Here is a 19187-nt window from a genome sequence, read left to right as displayed (position 1 = left end):
GTCCCCGTGGGTCGCCGCGGGCGAGTCGCCGTGCGCAGGGGTCGGCGCGTCGCCGTGGACAGTGGTCGGCGGCTCGTCGTGCGCAACGGCCGGCGTCTCGCCACGCTCGACGGACGGCGCGTCACCGTGGCCGGCGTTCGGTGTGTCGACGTGCGGTGCCGTCGGCGCATCGGCGTGCGGCGCCGGCGCCTCAGGACGGGGTGCAGGCGCCGACGGGGCATCGGCGTGCGAGGCGGGGGCGGACGGCGCGTCCGCGCGCAGAGCCTCGACGTGCGGAGGGGGGCGGACGGCGCGTCCGCGTGCGGCGTCGGGACGTCGACCTTGCCGGCGTCGCCCGCCAGGTCGACGCTCGTCGTGGGCAGGTCGCCCTCCCGCGCGATCTTCGCGACGTCCCCAGCGTCGACGCCCTTGGCGACGTCCGCCAGGTCGCCGATGGTGACTCCCCTCGCCGCGTCGACGAAGCCGTCAGCCCCGCGCGCTGCCCGGGCCGCATCGTCCACGAACCCACCGGCACGCGCGACGTCACCCGCGGCGTCGGCGGCCGCAGCGGTCGCGTGCGCGCCGGCACTGGCCTCTCCGGCTCCCGGGATGAAGAGCGTGCCGATGTTGAACGCGCTCGCGCCCGCGGTGCCACCCGGGTCGTCGACCCACGACTGCGCGATGTCGTAGCCGTCCCACGAGGACGACTCCCACCACTGGTCGGGGAGCTTCAGCCCGACGAGTCCCCCGACGGTGTCCGCGAGGGCGGTGGTGTCGTCGTGCCCCCAGTCGGACAGGAACTGCTGGGTGTCCTTCGGCAGGAAGTCGCCGAGCGGGCTGTTGCCGAGTGTGTTGACGACGGTGCCGACCGGGGTCAGCGCCGAGGCGAGGTGCCCGAGCCCGAGCCGGGCGCCTCCGTACGTCTGGCCGGCGCGCCCGAAGGCGTCGTCGACCATGTCGGACCGTCCGGTGATGCCGCCGACGATCGCCTCGGCGTACCAGGGGATGCCGGTGCCGTCCCAGCCGATCAGGAGGGAGCTGAGTCCCTTCGCCATGCCGCCGAGTCCGTCCACGACGACACCCTTCACCAGGTGTGCGGGGAACCCGGCGGCCTTCTCGCCGCAGGACTCCTTGCGGTCCCGGGTCGACCCCCACGGGGTGTCGATGTCGCTCTCGCCCGCCCACGGCAGGGACGCCTCGGCCGCGGCCATGATCTGCGCGGGGGTACCGGTGCTCGTGCCGGGGAGCGGTGCCAGGCAGGCGGCGGCCAGGATCGCGTTCGCGCAGGTCTGCTGCGCCGCGAGCCACTCCTCTGCCAGGTCGGCACCCCGGCGGATCAGCCGGTTGTTCTCGTCGACCATGTCCGGGTCCTGGTCCCACGACGTGATCTCGACCTTGGTGCCCGTGATCAGGCTGACGCCCATCGTGCTGACCGCCTGGGACGCGATGACGTAGCCGTCGTCGGAGTCCTGCATCCGCGGCTGGAAGTCCTTCGCGCGGCGGACGAAGTCCTCGGCCTCGGTCTTCAGCGTGTCGAGCTCGGTCTTGATCGGCCCGACGGTCTCGGCGTAGGTCGACAGTGCGGCGGCGACGCAACCGAGCCCGTCGCCGACACTCGTGGTCGCGGTGCCGACCGGCGTCATCACCGAGTACAGGTGCTCGGCACCGTCCGACTGGTACGACCCGGAGATCGCCTGCCAGGCCCGGACGGTGTCACCGCCACCGGTCGCGATGGTGGTGCCGAGTGTCGAGATCGTCGATGCGCCGGACGACACGGCAGCGGCGTCGATCTTGTCGCCGGGCAGCTTGCTCGGGTCGATGAGGCTCACTGCTGCGCCCCCGTGGCGACGGTCTGGACCGCACCGTCGATCTTGCCGAGCGCGTCCATCACGGGCTGGCTCTTCGTCGCGACGTCCGTCAGGACGCTCCGGTCGACGTCCTCGTCCTCGTCGTCCCGGCGACCCGCGGCGGGCTCGACGACGCCGACACGGTGCTCGCGACCGCCGAGCGTCGGTTCGGGACCACCGCCGTGACCCGCACGCTGGTCGTCGTGAACACCCCGTTCGACGCCGACGTCCCGCGGAGCGCGCTCGACGACCTCCGGGCACGGCAGGGGCACAGCTCGGTGCTCCGTCTGCCCGGCGACGTCGCGCTCGCCGTCGGCGGCCGTGTCCCGACCGCCCGACTGTCGGCAGGGACCCGGCGGGCGCTCGCCGAGCTCGACAGACGCGACGTCGGGGTGCTCGGGACGCAACGCCGCGGCTGAACGCCGGGTACCGTCGGAGGCCACCCGATCGATCAGGAGGTCCAGTGGATTCCCGTGCCGTCCGCACGTTCCGAGTGTTCGTCGTCGTGACGGCCGTGGTGGCCGTCGTCCTCGGGATCGTCGCGATCGTCTGGCCCCGCCCCTCGCTCGTGCTCGTCGCCCTCGTGTTCGGCGTGTACCTCGTGGTGGCCGGGGCGCTGCGGGTGTTCGCCGCCGTCCGGGGGCACGGCGCCCCACCCGCGTGGCGCTGGACCTCGGGCGTCGTCGGGGTCCTCGTCGGGCTCGCCGGCCTCCTGACGCTCGTCGACCCGGCGATCCCGCTGCTCGTCTACGCCGTGCTCGCCGGGATCGCGTTCCTGGTCGAGGGCGTCGCTGCCCTCGTCGGGGCCGTCGTCGGGCACCCCGGCTCCTCGCGGGTCCCGACGGTCGTGAGCGGCGTGCTGTCGATCCTCGGCGGCGTCGTGGTCCTCGTCGCCCCCGGACTCGCCCTCACCGTCTTCACGGTCTTCTCCGGGATCGCCCTCGTCGTGGTCGGTGCCGCCGCGCTCCTGCTCCTGCCGCCCCGCGCGGCGATGCGACGCTGACCGCGCTGCGCCGCTGACCGCCACGCACCGAACCCGACCGGACGCCTCCGCGCGTCCTACGCGCTCCCCGTCCCGAACAGCAGGCCGAGTCCGTACGTCACCGCGGCCGCACCGAACCCGATCGCGAGCTGCCGCAGGGCCCGACGCAGCGGCGACGCTCCGCTGAGCACCCCGACGACCGCGCCCGTCCCGAGCAGCGCGATCCCGACGAGCAGCGCCGCGAGCAGCACAGCCGCCCACCCCTCGAGCCCGAACAGGTACGGCAGCACCGGGATCACCGCACCCGACGCGAAGAACAGGAAGCTCGACACCGCCGCGCTCATGCCGTTGCCGACCGCCTCGTGTTCGTCCGGGCCGGTCGCCGACGGCACCGTCCGCCCGCCGAGGACCTCGTCCGCGTGCGCCTGCGCCTCGGTCTCGGTCATCCCGCGTGCCCGGTAGACCAGCGCCAGCTCGTTCGCGTCGACGTCGAGGTCGGCGACGGCCTGCCCGGCCTCGGGGTGCGGTGCCGAGGCGTCGAGCAGCTCCCGCTGCGACCGCACGGAGACGTACTCCCCCGCGCCCATCGACAGCGCACCGGCGAGCAGACCCGCGACGCCGCTCAGCAGGACGAAGTGGCGGTCAGCGCCGGACGCACTGATGCCGATGATGAGCGCCAGGTTCGACACGAGACCGTCGTTCGCGCCGAACACCGCCGCCCGGAACGTCCCGGACAGGCGCATCCGCCCCCGGTTCGCCAGCCCGCGGACCACCTCGCCGTGGATCCGCTCGTCGGCGGCCATCCGCGCCGTGGCGTCGTCGTCGTCGGCGTACGGCGAGCGGTCCTCGGCACGCTGCATGAGCGCGAGCACGAACACCGAGCCGAACCGCTTCGCCAGCGCGGCGAGCACCCGGGTCCGCCAACTCCCCCGCAGCGGCCGTCCCACCCGCTCGCCGAGCAGGTCGATCCAGTGCTGCTCGTGCCGGCCCTCCGCCTCGGCGAGGGCCGCGAGGATCTCGCGCTCCTCACCCGTCCGTCGCGCGGCGAGGTTCCGGTAGACGGCGGCCTCCGCCCGCTCGTCGGCCAGGTAGCGGCGCCAGCGGCGCACGTCCGTCGCGGTGGGTGCGGAACGGTTCTCGTCCTGGAGGCTCACCCCACCGATCCTGCCCGCTCACGCCCGCGCACGGCCGGGTGGGTGCGCAGAGCGGGCGCGGCCGCGTCGTCGGGTGCGGCTCCGCTCCGGACGAGGGCGAGCGTGGGACGCGACAGGGCGCGGACCGGAGGCGGTGTGCGCAACCCGCACCGTGCCTCCCGTCCGCGCCCTGTGGCGTGGTGACCGGGTGTCAGTCGCGCACGTAGGCCGGCGCGGCCTCGGCGTGCGCGTCACCGACGCGGTGCACGCGGAGGTCGTTCGTCGAGCCCTCGATGCCGGGAGGCGAACCAGCCGTCACGATGACGCGGTCGCCGGGGGCGGCCAGGCCGTTCTCGAGGAGGACGTCGTCCACCTGCGAGAAGAGCTCGTCGGTGTGGGTCTTCCGGTCGACCAGGAACGAACGGACGCCCCAGGTGAGGGCCATGCGGCGACGCGTGGCCTCGTTCGGGGTGAACGCGATGATCGGCAGACCGTGGCGCAGACGCGACATGCGGCGGGCCGAGTCGCCGGACTCGGTGAAGACGCAGAGGTACGACGCCTCGGTGAACTCGGCGATCTCGACCGCGGCGAGGGTGATCGCACCACCGAGCGTGCGCGGCTTGGTGCCGAGCGGGGCGATGCGCTCGAGGCCGTGGTCCTCGGTGGACTCGACGATGCGGGCCATCGTACGGACGGTCTGCACCGGGTACTCGCCGACGCTGGTCTCGCCCGAGAGCATGACCGCGTCCGCACCGTCGAGGACGGCGTTCGCGACGTCGGAGGTCTCGGCACGGGTGGGGATCGGCGACGAGATCATCGACTCGAGCATCTGCGTCGCGACGATGACCGGCTTCGCCATGCGGCGGCTCAGCTCGACGGCGCGCTTCTGCACGATCGGGACGGCCTCGAGCGGGAGCTCGACGCCGAGGTCACCGCGGGCGACCATGATGCTGTCGAACGCGTCGATGATCTCCTCGAGGGCGTCGACGGCCTGCGGCTTCTCGATCTTCGCGATGACGGGGAGGCGCTTGCCCTCCTCGTCCATGATCTCGTGCGCGCGGTCGACGTCGGCTGCGTTGCGCACGAACGACAGCGCGATGAGGTCGGCGCCCTGGCGGATCGCCCAGCGGAGGTCGGCCTCGTCCTTCTCGCTCAGCGCGGGCACGTTGACCGCGACGCCGGGCAGGTTGATGCCCTTGTTGTTCGAGACGGTGCCGGCGACGACGACCTCGGTGCGCACGCGCACGCCGTCGGTGTCGAGCACGCGGAGCCGCACCCGGCCGTCGTCGATGAGCAGCGGGTCGCCGGGCTTCACGTCCTGGGGCAGGCCCTTGAACGTCGTGCCGCAGATCTCCTTCGAGCCGGGCACGTCCTCGGTCGTGATGGTGAAGACGTCACCGACGGCGAGCTCGTGGGGGCCGTCCGCGAACCGGGCGAGGCGGATCTTCGGGCCCTGCAGGTCGACGAGGATCGCGACCGGCTTGCCGAGCTCCTCGGCGGCGCGACGGACGTTCTCGTAGTTGGCCTCGTGGACGCTGTAGTCACCGTGGCTGAGGTTGAGGCGGGCGACGTCGACGCCCGCTTCGATGATCTCCTTGACGGTCTCGTACTCCGACGTGGCGGGTCCGAGCGTCGAAACGATCTTTGCGCGTCTCAATGGATTCCTTCGTGTGGTGGATGGTGCTGGGGTTTCCGCGCTGTGGGGCCGCGCGGAACGACAGCAGGCCACCAGCACCCTATCGAGTGCCGGTGGCCTGCTGCTCACTGGCGGTCGTGCGTTCCCGTGTCGTTCACGTCGCCCGCCCGGTCAGACCGAGATGGCACGGTCGGTGGCCTTCACCGGTGCCGGCAGGATCGTCGAGCCCTCGAGGTACTCGTCGACCTTCGCGGCGGCGGCGCGGCCCTCGGCGATCGCCCAGACGATGAGCGACTGTCCGCGGCCGGCGTCCCCGGCGACGAACACGCCCGGCTCGTTGGTGGAGTAGTCGGCCTGGCGTGCGACCGCACCGGACGGCGTGGTCGGCAGCCCGAGCTGCGGCTCGAGCGTCTCGGTCTCCGGGCCGGTGAAGCCCATCGCGATGAGGACGAGGTCGGCGGGGATCTCGCGCTCGGTGCCGCTCTTCGGGACGCGGCGGCCGTCGACGTACTCGGTCTCGGCGACCCGGAGCGCCCGGACCTCGCCCGCGGCGTTCCCGAGGAACTCGACGGTCGACGCCAGGTAGTGCCGCTCGCCGCCCTCCTCGTGGGCGCTGGAGACCTCGAACACGGTCGGGAACATCGGCCACGGCTGGTCGGACGGACGCTCGAGCGGCGGCTGCTTGCCGATGGCCAGGTTCGTCACGCTCAGCGCGCCCTGCCGGTGCGCCGTGCCGATGCAGTCCGCGCCGGTGTCGCCGCCGCCGATCACGACGACGTGCTTGCCCTCGGCGGTCACCTGGTTGTCGACCGTGGTGCCCGCGTTCGTCTTGTTCTGCTGGACGAGGTAGTCCATCGCGTACTGCACGCCGGCCAGGTCGCGGCCGGGGATCGGCAGGTCGCGCGGGACGGTCGCGCCGGTCGCGACGACGACCGCGTCGTACCGGGACTTCAGGTCGTCCCAGGTGATGTCGACGCCGATCTCGACGCCTGCGCGGAAGCGGGTGCCCTCGGCCTGCATCTGGGCGAGGCGCGCGTCGATCTGGCGCTTCTCCATCTTGAAGTCCGGGATGCCGTAGCGGAGCAGGCCGCCGATGCGGTCGTCGCGCTCGTAGACGGCGACGGTGTGGCCGGCGCGCGTGAGCTGCTGCGCGGCGGCGAGGCCGGCGGGGCCGGACCCGACGACCGCCACGGTCTTGCCGGTCAGGCGCTCCGGCGGGTGCGGTGTGACCCAGCCGTTCTGGAACGCCTCGTCGATGATCGAGACCTCGACCTGCTTGATCGTGACCGGCGGCTGGTTGATGCCGAGCACGCACGACGCCTCGCACGGCGCCGGGCAGAGTCGACCCGTGAACTCCGGGAAGTTGTTCGTCGCGTGCAGGCGCTCGATCGCCTGGCGGCCCTCGCCGCGCCACGTCAGGTCGTTCCACTCGGGGATGAGGTTCCCGAGCGGGCAACCCTGGTGGCAGAACGGGACGCCGCAGTCCATGCAGCGGCCGGCCTGGCGCTTGAGCGCGCCGGACTCCTGCTGCTCGTAGACCTCTTTCCAGTCCATGAGGCGGACGGGGACGGGTCGTCGTGCGGGGAGCTCGCGCTCCTGGACCTTGAGGAAGCCCTTCGGGTCAGCCACCGGTCACCTCCAAGATGCGGTTCCAAACGATGTCGCCGTCGGGGTCGAGCCCCTCGTCGACGGCCTGCTGGCGGGTCTCGAGCACGGCGGCGTAGTCCCGCGGTAGCACCTTCACGAAGGCGCTGAGGTCGCCGGACTCGAGCAGGTCGCCCGCCACGGTCGACCCGGTCTCGTCGTGGTGCTGCCGGAGCAGGTCCGTGACGATCTCGACGTCGGCGCTGTCGAGCTCCTCGAGCCGGAGCTCGCCGGTCGCCAGGGCGTCGGTGTTCACGTGCTCGCGACGGAGCCCCAGGACGTACGCCGTGCCACCGGACATGCCGGCGCCGAGGTTCCGGCCGGTCTCGCCGAGGATGAGCGCCAGACCGCCGGTCATGTACTCGAGCGCGTGGTCGCCCACGCCCTCGACGACCGCGGTCGCCCCGGAGTTCCGGACCAGGAAGCGCTCGCCCACGACACCGCGGATGAACATGCTGCCCTGGGTCGCGCCGTAACCGATGACGTTGCCGGCGATGACGTTCTCGGACGCCTCGAACGCGGACTCCGAGTCCGGGCGCACGACGATCGAGCCGCCCGACAGCCCCTTGCCGACGTAGTCGTTGCTGTCGCCCACGAGCCGGAGCGTGATGCCGGCGGGCAGGAACGCACCGAGCGACTGCCCGGCGGACCCGCGGAGCGTGATGTCGATCGACCCGGCGGGCAGGCCGTGCTCGCCGTGGCGGAGCGTGACCTCGTGCCCGAGCATCGTGCCGACGGCGCGCTCCGTGTTGCGGATCGGCAGGTCCAGCGCGATCGACCCCCCGTGCTCGAGCACGTCGGCGGTCTCGTGGATCAGCCGGACGTCGAAGTGCTCGTCGAGCTCGTGGTCCTGGTCGCGCAGGTGGCGACGGGGCTCGTCGCGACCGAACTCCGGGCCGTGCAGCACCGGCGCGAGGTCGAGACCGGACGCCTTCCAGTGCTCGACGGCACGGTCGGTGTCGAGCGCGTCGACCTGGCCGATCGCCTCGTCCAGGCTGCGGAAGCCGAGCTCGGCGAGGAGCTCGCGGACTTCTTGAGCGATGAACTCGAAGAAGTTCACGACGAACTCGGGCTTGCCCGAGAAGCGCTTCCGGAGCTCCGGGTTCTGCGTCGCGACGCCCACCGGGCACGTGTCGAGGTGGCACACCCGCATGAGGATGCAGCCCTCGACCACGAGCGGCGCGGTCGCGAAGCCGTACTCCTCTGCGCCGAGCAGCGCGGCCACGACCACGTCGCGCCCGGTCTTCATCTGCCCGTCGACCTGCACCACGACACGGTCGCGCATGCCGTTCAGCATGAGCGTCTGCTGCGTCTCGGCCAGGCCGATCTCCCACGGGGTGCCGGCGTGCTTCAACGAGTTGAGCGGGGAGGCACCCGTGCCGCCGTCGTGCCCCGAGACGAGCACGACGTCGGCCAGCGCCTTCGTGACACCGGCGGCGACCGCGCCGATGCCGGACTGGCTCACGAGCTTGACGTGGACGCGCGCCGACGGGTTCGCCCGCTTCACGTCGAAGATCAGCTGCTTGAGGTCCTCGATCGAGTAGATGTCGTGGTGCGGCGGCGGCGAGATGAGCCCGACGCCCGCGGTGGCGTGCCGGGTCCGCGCGACCCAGGGGTACACCTTCGTCGGCGGGAGCTGGCCGCCCTCACCCGGCTTCGCACCCTGCGCCATCTTCAGCTGGATGTCGGTGGCGTGCGTCAGGTACATGCTCGTGACGCCGAAGCGGCCGGAGGCGACCTGCTTGATCGCACTGCGACGCTCCGGGTCGAGCAGGCGCTCGACGTCCTCGCCGCCCTCGCCCGTGTTCGAGCGGGCACCGAGGCGGTTCATCGCGATCGCGAGGGTCTCGTGCGCCTCTTGCGAGATCGAGCCGTAGGACATCGCACCGGTGTTGAACCGCTTGACGATCGACTCGATCGGCTCGACCTCGTCCAGCGGGATCGGCTGCCGGACGCCGTGGCGGAACCGGAAGAGCCCGCGGAGCGTCATGAGGTCCTCGGACTGGTCGTCGACCGCCCGGGAGTACTCGCGGAAGATGTCGTACCGGCGGGCGCGCGTCGCGTGCTGCAGGCGGAACACCGTGTCCGGGTTGAACAGGTGCGGCGGTCCCTCGCGGCGCCACTGGTACTCGCCGCCGGTCTGTAGGCGCTCGTGCGAGAGCACCGCGCCGTCCTGCGGGTACGCCTGGGCGTGGCGCTCGGCGTTCTCCTTCGCGATGACCTCGATCCCGACACCGCCGAGGATCGACGAGGTCCCGGTGAAGTACTTGTCGACGAACTCCTGGCTGAGCCCGACGGCCTCGAACGCCTGGGCGCCCGCGTAGCTGGACACCGTCGAGATGCCCATCTTCGACATGATCTTCAGGACGCCCTTGCCGAGCGCCTTGATGACGTTCTTGACGGCTTGCTCAGGGGTGAGCCCGGTGATCATCCCGGAGCGCACGAGGTTCTCGCACGTCTCCATCGCCAGGTACGGGTTGATCGCGGACGCGCCGTAGCCGATCAGGGTCGCGACGTGGTGGACCTCGCGCACGTCGCCGGCCTCGACGATCAGCCCGACCTTCATGCGCTGCTCGGTCCGGATCAGGTGGTGGTGCACGGCGGCGAGCAGCAGGAGGCTCGGCACGGGGGCCTGCTCCGCGTTGCCGTCGCGGTCGGACAGCACGATGAACTGCTTGCCGGACTCGATCGCCGCGTCGACCTCGTCGCACACCGCGGCGATGCGCTTCTGCATCGCCTTCTTGCCGGCGTCGACGCGGTACAGGCCCTTGATCGTCACGGTGAGGTGCCGACCGGACGCCGTCTCGAAGTGCTGGATCTTCGCGAGCTCGTCGTTGTCGATGACCGGGAAGTCGAGCGTGATCTGCTTCGCGTGCTCGGGGCCGGCGTCGAGCAGGTTGCGCTCCGGGCCGAGGCCCATGCCCATCGAGGTGATGACCTGCTCGCGGATCGAGTCGAGCGGCGGGTTCGTCACCTGCGCGAACTGCTGCGTGAAGTAGTCGAACAGCAGACGGGGGCGCTCGGACAGCACCGCGATCGGCGTGTCCGAGCCCATCGCACCGAGCGGCTCGGCGCCGGTCTGCGCCATCGGCCGCAGCAGGATGCGGACTTCTTCCTCGGTGTAGCCGAAGGCGCGCTGGCGGCGGGTGACCGACGCGGGCGTGTGCACGATGTGCTCGCGGTCGGGCAGGTCGGACAGGTTGATCCGGCCTTCGTCGAGCCACTGGGCCCAGGGTCCGGACGCCGCGAGGTCGCGCTTGACCTCGTCGTCCTCGATGATCCGACCGGCCTCGGTGTCCACGACGAACATCCGACCGGGGCGCAGGCGGCCCTTGCGGACGACCTTGCCCGGCGGCACGTCGAGCACGCCGGTCTCCGACCCCATCACGATCAGGCCGTCGTCGGTGACGAGGAACCGGCCGGGGCGCAGGCCGTTGCGGTCGAGCGTGGCGCCGACGATCGCACCGTCGGTGAACGTGATCGCGGCGGGGCCGTCCCACGGCTCCATGAGCATCGAGTGGTACTCGTAGAACGCCCGCAGGTCGGGGTCCATGCCGACCTGGTTCTCCCAGGCCTCCGGCACCATCATCGAGACCGCGTGCGGAAGGCTCCGCCCGGTCAGGGCGAGCAGCTCGAGGGTCTCGTCGAAGGACGCCGAGTCGCTCGCGCCGGGGCTGACGATCGGCAGCAGCGGTGCGAGGTCGCCGAGCAGCTCGCTCTCGAGCTGGGACTGGCGGGCGCGCATCCAGTTGCGGTTGCCGCGGACGGTGTTGATCTCGCCGTTGTGGGCGAGCGTGCGGAAGGGCTGGGCGAGCGGCCACGACGGGAAGGTGTTCGTGGAGTAGCGCGAGTGCACGATCGCGAGCTTCGAGGCGAACCGCTCGTCGCTGAGGTCCGGGTAGAACGGCTCGAGCTGGAGCGTCGTGACCATGCCCTTGTAGACCATGGTCCGGCTCGACAGCGACATGAAGTAGACCTCGAGCCCGTGCTCCGCGCGCTTGCGGAGGCGGAAGGCCTGACGGTCGAGGGCGATCCCGCTCCACGCGGCACCGTGCACGTCGTGCCGGGTGGACGCCACGAAGAGCTGCTCGAACGCCGGCATCGCCGCGCGGGCGAGCGTGCCGAGGACCTCGGGGCGGACCGGCACCGGACGCCAGCCGAGCACCCGGAGCCCCTCTTCGCGCGCGATCCGCTCGACGGCACCCTGCACCGCGTGCCGCTCGTCGTCGTCGGTCGGCAGGTAGGCCGTCCCGACCGCGTACTCCCCCGCTACCGGCAGCTCGAAGTCGACCTCGTCGCGCAGGAACGCGTCCGGCACCTGGCACAGGATGCCCGCGCCGTCGCCGGTGCCCGCGTCCGAACCCACGGCACCGCGGTGCTCGAGGTTGCGCAGTGCTCCGAGGGCGGCGTCGACGATGTCGTGGCCGGCCGTCCCGCGCAGGGTCGCCACCATCGCGAGACCGCAGGCGTCCTTCTCGTTCGCCGGGTCGTACGCGCCGGTCGCGTCCGGCACGGCGGAGAAGCGCCGGTGCGCGGGCAGGAGTGCGCCGGGTGCACGCTGACCGGGTGCACGCTGCGCGGCCTGGGCGGGGGTCGGGTGTGGCTGGAGCGCCATGGGGAACCGTCCTCACGAGGAAGTGGAACAGGGACGTCGGTGGCCCGGTGGTGCGTTCCGCCCGAGCGGGCGGGACTGGTGCCCGTGCACGTCGTCGAGGGTGTGCGCTCACGACGTGCGTGGTCGCGGCGTCGATGGTGACGACGCCGGCCGGTGCAGCGGGTCCGCGTGGTCGGCGGGTGTCGACCGTGCGGCGGGTTGGGGTGGTGCTGTTGCTCGTGTCGGCTGGTGGGCGCCGCGTTACTTCGCGGACCCGCCTGCCGGCACCGGATCGGAGCCCGTGACGGCCGCCGGAGCGTCGTCGTCGTGTTCCGACCAGGTGTCGTCCGAGTCTACATCGGAGGTCCGACGCGGCTGGCGTCCCGGGGCGTACGGGCTCGGTTCCTTGCCGGTGTGTCGCCGCGTCTGGACGATGAAGACGATGATGCCGATCAGGATCGCGGCGAAGGACGCCCACACGTTCGTCCGGATTCCGAAGAACGTCTCGCTCGTGTCGACGCGGATGGACTCGAGCACGGAACGGCCGGTGCCGTACCAGATCAGGTAGAGCGCCATGACCTTGCCCCACTGCAGGCGGAAGCGCTTGTCGAGCAGCAGGATCACGACGACGCCGCAGACGTTCCAGATGATCTCGTAGAGGAACGTCGGGTGGAACAGCGTGCCCTCGGGCAGGCCCTTCGGGAACGCCGGGTTCGACGACTCGATCTGCAGGCCCCACGGCAGGTTCGTCGGCATGCCGAAGAGCTCGTGGTTGAAGTAGTTGCCGAGCCGCCCGAACGCCTGGGCGAGCAGCACGCCGGGCGCGATCGCGTCGATCAGGGTCGTGAAGCGCAGGCCCACCTGGCGGCAGCCGATCCACGCCCCGACCGAGCCGAGGACGATCGCGCCGAAGATGGCCAGACCGCCCTCCCAGATGTAGAGGAAGGACAGCGGGTCGCGGCCCGGGCCGAAGTAGTCGCTGACGTGGGTGAATACGTGGAACAGGCGCCCGCCGATGATGCCGAACGGCACCGCCCAGATCGCGATGTCGATGATGATCCAGCGCTCGACGCCGCGGGCGTTGAGTCGGCGGTTCGCGAGCACCACGGCGGCGACGATCCCGAGCAGGATGCAGATCGCGTAGGCGTGGATGCGGAAGTCGAGGGGCAGCGAGAACCCGAACACGTCACGGAGCCAGGCCGTCAGGTCGAAGTACTGCCAGGCCGTGCTCGGGCTCGGGATGCTCAGGAGGGGCATGGAGGTGCTGTCGCCTTTCGGTGCTCTGCGTCCGCGGGACCGACGCCGGGTCGGCCCCGATCACTGTAGCGCGGGAACCGCGCCCGTCAGGAACGCTGCGGCCCGTCCGGGGCGGCGGAGCCGCGGCGCTGCGCGCCTGCGCGCTCAGCGGCGCACGGCACCCGACGTCAGGTCGGCCGCACGGTCCGCGACGCCCTGGACGCCGAGGTCCGCGAGCGCACGCACGAACGCCGAACCGACGATCGCACCGTCGGCGTACTCGAGCACCTCGGTGACCTGGTCGGCCGTCGAGATGCCGAGACCGACACAGGTCCGGGCGACGCCCGCGTCGCGGAGCCGCGACACGACCGTCCGCGCCGCCGTGTCGACGCCGACGCGGGCACCGGTGACGCCCATCGTGGAGACCGCGTACACGAAGCCGCGGCTCGCCTGCACCGCCTGCTGCATCCGGGTGTCGGTGGAGGACGGCGCCGCGAGGAACACACGGTCGAGCCCGGTGCGCTCGGAGGCGTCGATCCAGGCGCGTCCCTCGTCGGGGATGAGGTCGGGCGTGATGAGACCGGACGCTCCGGAGGCCACGAGGTCGTCAGCGAACCGGTCGACGCCGTAGCGCAGCACCGGGTTCCAGTACGTCATGACGAGCACCGGCACGTCCGCGCGGCTCGTGATCTGCGCGACGGCGTCGAACACCTGCGCGACGCGGAAGCCGTTCGCCAGGCTCTCCTCAGCCGCGCGCTGGATGACGGGGCCGTCCATCACGGGGTCGGAGTACGGCAGGCCGAGCTCGATGACGTCGACGCCGTTCTCGGCGAGGGCGACCGCCGCGTCGACGCTCGTCTGCAGGTCCGGGAACCCGGCGGGCAGGTACCCGACGACGGCGCCGGCGCGCTCGGTGTTGGCGGCGTCGATCGTCGCGGCGACCGATCGGGTGGTCTCAGGGTTCGTCACAGCTGCACCGCGTTCTCGTCGAGGATCCCGAAGTAGCGGCTGGCGGACGCCACGTCCTTGTCGCCACGTCCGGACAGGTTGATCAGGATGACGCCGTCCGGACCCAGCTGCTTGCCGAGCTTGATCGCACCGGCCAGGGCGTGCGACGACTCGATCGCCGGCAGGATGCCCTCGGTGCGGCTGAGGAGCCGGAAGGCCTCCATCGCCTCGGTGTCGGTGATCGGCTCGTACGTGGCGCGACCGATCGACGCGAGGTAGGCGTGCTCGGGCCCGACGCTCGGGTAGTCGAGACCGGCCGAGATGCTGTGGCTCTCGATGGTCTGGCCGTCCTCGTCCTGCATCAGGTAGGACATCGTGCCCTGCAGCACGCCGGTGCGGCCGAGCGAGATGCTCGCGGCGTGCCGCCCCGTCTCGATGCCCTCGCCGCCGGCCTCGTAGCCGTAGAGCTTGACGGACTCGTCGTCGAGGAACGCCTCGAAGATGCCCATCGCGTTCGACCCGCCGCCCACGCACGCGGCGACGGCGTCCGGCAGGCGACCGACACGGTCGAGGACCTGCTGACGGGCCTCTTCGCCGATCACCTTGTGGAACTCGCGGACCATCTCCGGGAACGGGTGCGGGCCCGCGACCGTGCCGAGCAGGTAGTGCGTCGACTCGACGTTGGCGACCCAGTCCCGCAGGGCGTCGTTGATCGCGTCCTTGAGCGTGCGCGATCCGGTCTCGACCGGGATCACCTCGGCGCCGAGCAGTCGCATCCGGGCGACGTTCAGCGCCTGACGCTCGGTGTCCACCGCGCCCATGTAGACGACGCAGTCCATGCCGAAGAGCGCCGCAGCGGTGGCCGTCGCGACACCGTGCTGGCCGGCGCCGGTCTCGGCGATGAGGCGCGTCTTGCCGAGGCGCTTCGCGACGAGGGCCTGACCGAGCACGTTGTTGATCTTGTGCGAGCCGGTGTGATTGAGGTCCTCGCGCTTGAGCAGGATCCGGGCACCGCCGGCGTGCTTCGCGAACCGGGGCGCCTCGGTGATGATCGACGGACGCCCGGTGTACTCGCGCTGGAGCGTGTCGAGCTCCTCGCGGAAGGCCGGGTCGGCCCAGGCCTCGCGGAAGGCCGTCTCGAGCTCGTCGAGGGCGAGGACCAGCGACTCGGGGACGAAGCGTCCGCCGAAGTCGCCGAAGTACGGTCCGTGCAGGTCACGCAGTGAGGTCACGATGGGTCTCCCGGATGGGGTCGGCGTGTGCCATCGGGTGGACGGCTGCCGATGGGGACGGTGTCGGTCAGACCCGCGGGCGGCCGAGGCCGTCCGCGGCGTCGATGAACGACGCGAGGGTGGCGGCGGGGTCCGCGCCCGTGACGAGCGCCTCCCCCACCAGGACGACGTCGGCACCTGCGGCGCGGTAGTGCGCGACGTCGGCAGGACCGGCGACGGCGGACTCGGCGACGCGGACGACCCCGTCGGGGATCCGGTCGGCGAGCGACCCGAACAGGTCGCGGTCCAGCGAGAAGTCGGTCAGGTCGCGGGCGTTCACGCCGAGGATGCGCGCACCGGCGTCGAGGCCACGCGAGACCTCGTCCGCGGAGTGCGCCTCGACCAGGACGCGCATGCCGAGCTGCTCGGCCAGGTCGTGCAGCTCGACGAGCCGGGCCTGGTCGAGGGCGGCGACGATGAGCAGCACGAGATCGGCGCCGGCGGCGCGGGCCTCGACCACCTGGTACGGGTCCGCGATGAAGTCCTTGCGGAGCACCGGGACGCCGACGCGCGCCTTGACGGCCTCGAGGTCGGCGAGGCTGCCGAGGAACTTCCGTCCCTCGGTCAGGACGCTGATCGTCGAGGCGCCACCGCGCTCGTAGTCGGCGGCCAGGGCGGCCGGGTCCTCGATGGTGGCCATCGAGCCGCGGGACGGGCTCGCGCGCTTGACCTCGGCGAGGATCTTGACGCGGTCACCCGGGGCGAGGAAGTCGAGCGCGTCGAGGGGCGATGCCACCCGGTCGAGGTCGCGTTCGACGTCCGCGTACGGACGGTCGAGGCGACGGGCGGCGGCGTCCTCGAGGGCACCCGCGACGAGGGTCTCGAGCACGTTCGGCACGACTACTCCGCGTGGTGCTTGGGGACGAACTTCGGGCCGTCGACGCCGTAGCCGGCGCGCTTCATGACGGCACCGACGATGAGCCCGACGACCACGACCGCGGCGGAGGCCCAGACGCCCCACGCCAGGTCGAACCAGAAGAACAGCGTCCCGGCCGCGAACCCGATCAGCATGATCACGACGGCGGTCCAGGCGGCGGGCGAGTGGCCTTCGCCGAGTTCTGCGGGCTCAGTGTTGCTCACGGTGCTCCTCGTTCTGCTCCGGCGCCGTCATCCGATCGGCGCCGCTCCGATCCTACCGTGTCGGTCGTGGACGCCTCGTCCAGGACGGTCGGGTCGTCGCCCGCGCTGAGGTCGTCCCAGTCGGTGACGGCGTCGCGCACGGTCGGGGCCGCCGCACGGGCGTCGGCCGCCGCACCCGCGGTCGCCGCGCCGTACTTCCGGCTCGGCCCGGGCCACGACCGCTGCAGGACCAGGACGGCAACGCCGAGGAGCACGGCGAGGACGCCCCCGGCGATCCCGACGAGCGGCCACGGCGTCACGTCGACGCTCGACACCGCCCGGCGGACCGCGTCGATGTCGCTCACGCCGGCGACCTCGCCCACGGCGCCCTTCGCCGCGGCGACCGGGTCGGCCAAGGCGCTCACGCCGACCGCGACGACACCCGCGCCGAGCAGGACCTCGACCACGCCGAGCACGACGCGGAGCACCCGCCCCGCGATCGTCAGCGCGAGGAAGAGCGCCAGGCTCGCGATGGCCAGCGCGGTGTACTGCGGGACCGCGGCGGCCCCGTCGGCGACGACCCGGGACACGACGGCCGTCCCGGCGTGCAGGTGCACCGTGAACCAGGTCTGCGTCCACGAGAGCATCACGATGCCCGCGACGGCGAGCCCGGCGACGACGGTGATCGGTCGGGAGCGCTTCACGACCGGACCTCGCGCATGCGGTTGGCGGTCGCGACGGCGCGCAGCGGGGCCGCGGCCTTGTTGACCGCCTCGACGTGCTCGGTGTGCGGGTCGGAGTCCGCCACGAGCCCGGCGCCGGCCTGCACCCGGGCGACCCCGTCCTTGATGAGCGCCGTTCGGATCGCGATGGCCAGGTCGGCGTCACCGGCGAAGTCGAAGTACCCGACGACGCCCGCGTAGGCGCCGCGCTTCGCCGGTTCGAGCTCGTCGATGATCTCGAGGGCGCGCGGCTTCGGTGCCCCGGAGAGCGTGCCGGCCGGGAAGGTCGCACGGAAGACGTCGATCGCGGACGCTCCGGGACGCACGGCCCCCTCGACGCTCGACACCAGGTGCATGATGTGGCTGAAGCGCTCGACGGTCATGAACTCCGTGACCGCGACGGACCCCGGCTCGCACACCTTCTGCAGGTCGTTCCGGGCGAGGTCGACGAGCATCAGGTGCTCGGCGCGCTCCTTCGGGTCGGCGAGCAGTTCGTCGCCGAGCCGGACGTCCTCGACCGGGGTCGCGCCTCGGGGCCGCGACCCGGCGATCGGGTGGGTGATCGCCCGACCGTCCTGGACCTTGACGAGGGCCTCGGGCGAGGCACCCACGATCCAGAACCGCTCGTCGGCCGTGTCCGCGAGGGACAGGAAGTACATGTACGGGCTCGGGTTGAGCGTCCGGAGCACCCGGTAGACGTCGAGCGGGTCGGCCGTCACGTCGTGGTCGAACCGCTGCGAGATCACCACCTGGAACACGTCGCCGTCGCGGATGAAGTCCTTCGACCGCACCACCGCGGCCATGTACTCGTCCGGGGTCGAGCGGTGCCGCGGCGTCGGCTCGGCGATCTCGAACGCCTCGGCCACGGTGGCGACGCTCGGCGTGACCAGGTCGGCCTGCATCCGGTCGAGCCGGGACTGCGCGTCCTGCCACATCGTGTCGGCGTCGTCGGTGCCGTCGTTCAGCACGCTGGCGACGAGCAGCACGAGGCCGGTGCGGTGGTCGAGCGCGGCCAGCTCGGACACGAAGGCGAGCGCCTGACCGGGCACGTCGAAGTCGGCGTCCGGCACGTTCGGCAGGTGCTCGAGCTGCCGGACGGCCTCCCACCCGATGAACCCGACGGTCCCGCCGACGAGCGGCGGCGTCCCGGGGACACGCGGGGTCGCCCAGCGCTCGTGCAGCCGCGCGAGCACCTCGAGCGGGGCGCCGTCGAGCGACCCGACGGCGCGCGACGCCGGGATGCCGGTGTCGATCCACGCGGCCCGGTCACCCTCCTGCGTGAGCACGCCGAAGCTCCGCACGCCGACGAACGACCAGCGCGACCAGAGGCCGCCCTGCCCCGCCGACTCGAGCAGGAACGAGCCGGGGCGGCCGTCCGCGAGCTTGCGGTAGACCCCGACCGGGGTCTCGCTGTCGGCGTACAGCGCGCGGACGACGGGCACGACCCGGTGGCCGTCGAGCAGGGCGTCGAAGTCCGGGCGCGTGGTGCTGGTCGAGGTGCTCATCGCATGCCCTCCGGTGCGGTCGCGGTCACGGGGTCGAGGGGGTCCACGTCGAAGCACCGGTGCGCGCCGGTGTGGCACGCGGCGCCGACCTGGTGCACGGTCACGAGCAGCGTGTCGTCGTCGCAGTCCAGGGCCGCGGCGCGCACGTACTGGGCGTGCCCGGAGGTGTCGCCCTTCCGCCAGTACTCGCGGCGCGAGCGGGACCAGAAGGTCACCCGCCCCTCGGTCAGGGTGCGGCGCAGGGCTTCGCGGTCCATCCAGCCGAGCATGAGGACGTCCTTCGTGGACTCCTCCTGCACGACGGCGGGGAGCAACCCGTCCGCACCGAACCGCGCGCGGTCGAGGACCGCTTCCGTGCTGGTGTCGGTGCTGTCGGTCATGAGGCTCCTAGCCTACGGCGTGGTCCGGGCCGGTCGGTGGTGGGACCGCGCCGGTCGGTGGTGGGGACGGACGGACGGACGGGAGGATCGTGGCGGGGCCGGCCGCCTGCGGGGGGCGGCCAAGGAAGACGTGCTCATGGCCGGCTGTTTTGGCCGGGAAGGCCCGGGGCGCACCCCTGCCGCGGGGGGGCCTGCTGACTATACAATCCCCTCGCCCACGTACTCCGGTGACCTTCCCTACCCCCCATCCT

The 19187-nt window shown here is 72.1% G+C and carries 16 protein-coding genes; 3 read left to right on the top strand and 13 right to left on the bottom strand.

Annotated elements, in window-relative coordinates:
* The first annotated feature begins 1143 nt into the window (after nt 1–1143).
* Entirely contained in the window at nt 1144–1434 is a 291-nt protein-coding gene (locus HUN59_RS20090) for a hypothetical protein (RefSeq protein ID WP_174778205.1), read from the top strand.
* Nucleotides 1435–1804: 370 nt separating this feature from the next.
* Here the strand turns inward: HUN59_RS20090 and HUN59_RS09715 are convergent, their stop codons facing one another.
* Nucleotides 1805–2098 carry a hypothetical protein gene (locus HUN59_RS09715; RefSeq protein WP_174778204.1) on the bottom strand — a complete coding sequence of 98 codons (294 nt, stop codon included), beginning with the start codon at nt 2096–2098 and terminating at the stop codon, nt 1805–1807.
* A gap of 6 nt (nt 2099–2104) precedes the next feature.
* Here HUN59_RS09715 and HUN59_RS09710 point away from each other — a divergent pair, with 6 nt between their 5' ends.
* Both HUN59_RS09710 and HUN59_RS09705 read left to right on the top strand, forming a co-directional pair.
* The gene (locus HUN59_RS09710) at nt 2105–2245 is read left to right on the top strand and encodes a hypothetical protein (RefSeq protein WP_174778203.1); all 141 of its coding nucleotides are present in this window, start codon (nt 2105–2107) and stop codon (nt 2243–2245) included.
* 44 nt (nt 2246–2289) lie between these two features.
* The gene (locus tag HUN59_RS09705; protein WP_174778202.1) at nt 2290–2829 is read left to right on the top strand and encodes an HdeD family acid-resistance protein; all 540 of its coding nucleotides are present in this window, start codon (nt 2290–2292) and stop codon (nt 2827–2829) included.
* A 56-nt stretch (nt 2830–2885) separates the two neighbouring features.
* Here the strand turns inward: HUN59_RS09705 and HUN59_RS09700 are convergent, their stop codons facing one another.
* The 12 genes from HUN59_RS09700 to hisI all read right to left on the bottom strand — a co-directional run bounded on the left by HUN59_RS09700 (nt 2886) and on the right by hisI (nt 18936).
* The gene (locus HUN59_RS09700) at nt 2886–3971 is read right to left on the bottom strand and encodes a VIT1/CCC1 transporter family protein (RefSeq protein WP_441307039.1); all 1086 of its coding nucleotides are present in this window, start codon (nt 3969–3971) and stop codon (nt 2886–2888) included.
* Between the two features lie 181 nt (nt 3972–4152).
* Nucleotides 4153–5598 (bottom strand): pyruvate kinase, encoded by a 1446-nt coding sequence (gene pyk, locus HUN59_RS09695; RefSeq protein ID WP_058742554.1) that lies wholly within the window; start codon nt 5596–5598, stop codon nt 4153–4155.
* 150 nt (nt 5599–5748) lie between these two features.
* Nucleotides 5749–7206, bottom strand: a complete 1458-nt coding sequence (locus HUN59_RS09690) for a glutamate synthase subunit beta (protein WP_141861799.1) — start codon at nt 7204–7206, stop codon at nt 5749–5751.
* On the bottom strand, nt 7199–11836 hold the full coding sequence (gene gltB / locus HUN59_RS09685; protein ID WP_302690925.1) for a glutamate synthase large subunit: 4638 nt from the start codon (nt 11834–11836) through the stop codon (nt 7199–7201). Before gltB ends, HUN59_RS09690 begins: the two co-directional genes overlap by 8 nt.
* A gap of 240 nt (nt 11837–12076) precedes the next feature.
* The gene (gene lgt / locus HUN59_RS09680; RefSeq protein WP_174778200.1) at nt 12077–13072 is read right to left on the bottom strand and encodes a prolipoprotein diacylglyceryl transferase; all 996 of its coding nucleotides are present in this window, start codon (nt 13070–13072) and stop codon (nt 12077–12079) included.
* Between the two features lie 144 nt (nt 13073–13216).
* Nucleotides 13217–14020 (bottom strand): tryptophan synthase subunit alpha, encoded by an 804-nt coding sequence (trpA, locus tag HUN59_RS09675; RefSeq protein WP_114849960.1) that lies wholly within the window; start codon nt 14018–14020, stop codon nt 13217–13219.
* The gene (gene trpB / locus HUN59_RS09670) at nt 14017–15231 is read right to left on the bottom strand and encodes a tryptophan synthase subunit beta (protein WP_058741462.1); all 1215 of its coding nucleotides are present in this window, start codon (nt 15229–15231) and stop codon (nt 14017–14019) included. Before trpB ends, trpA begins: the two co-directional genes overlap by 4 nt.
* Nucleotides 15232–15298: 67 nt before the next feature.
* Entirely contained in the window at nt 15299–16099 is an 801-nt protein-coding gene (gene trpC / locus HUN59_RS09665) for an indole-3-glycerol phosphate synthase TrpC (RefSeq protein ID WP_058741464.1), read from the bottom strand.
* An 11-nt stretch (nt 16100–16110) separates the two neighbouring features.
* Nucleotides 16111–16350: a DUF6704 family protein gene (locus HUN59_RS09660; protein ID WP_058741461.1), complete on the bottom strand. Its 240-nt coding sequence runs from the start codon at nt 16348–16350 to the stop codon at nt 16111–16113.
* Nucleotides 16347–17033 (bottom strand): Trp biosynthesis-associated membrane protein, encoded by a 687-nt coding sequence (locus tag HUN59_RS09655; protein WP_114849963.1) that lies wholly within the window; start codon nt 17031–17033, stop codon nt 16347–16349. The genes HUN59_RS09660 and HUN59_RS09655 overlap by 4 nt, the downstream gene beginning before the upstream one ends.
* On the bottom strand, nt 17030–18556 hold the full coding sequence (locus tag HUN59_RS09650) for an anthranilate synthase component I (RefSeq protein WP_174778199.1): 1527 nt from the start codon (nt 18554–18556) through the stop codon (nt 17030–17032). The genes HUN59_RS09655 and HUN59_RS09650 overlap by 4 nt, the downstream gene beginning before the upstream one ends.
* Nucleotides 18553–18936 carry a phosphoribosyl-AMP cyclohydrolase gene (gene hisI / locus HUN59_RS09645; protein WP_174778198.1) on the bottom strand — a complete coding sequence of 128 codons (384 nt, stop codon included), beginning with the start codon at nt 18934–18936 and terminating at the stop codon, nt 18553–18555. The genes HUN59_RS09650 and hisI overlap by 4 nt, the downstream gene beginning before the upstream one ends.
* Between the last annotated feature and the right edge of the window lie 251 nt (nt 18937–19187).

Source organism: Curtobacterium sp. Csp2 (assembly GCF_013347165.1).
Note: the sequence above shows the minus strand (reverse complement) of the source record. Positions and strands in the feature narration are given on the sequence as shown.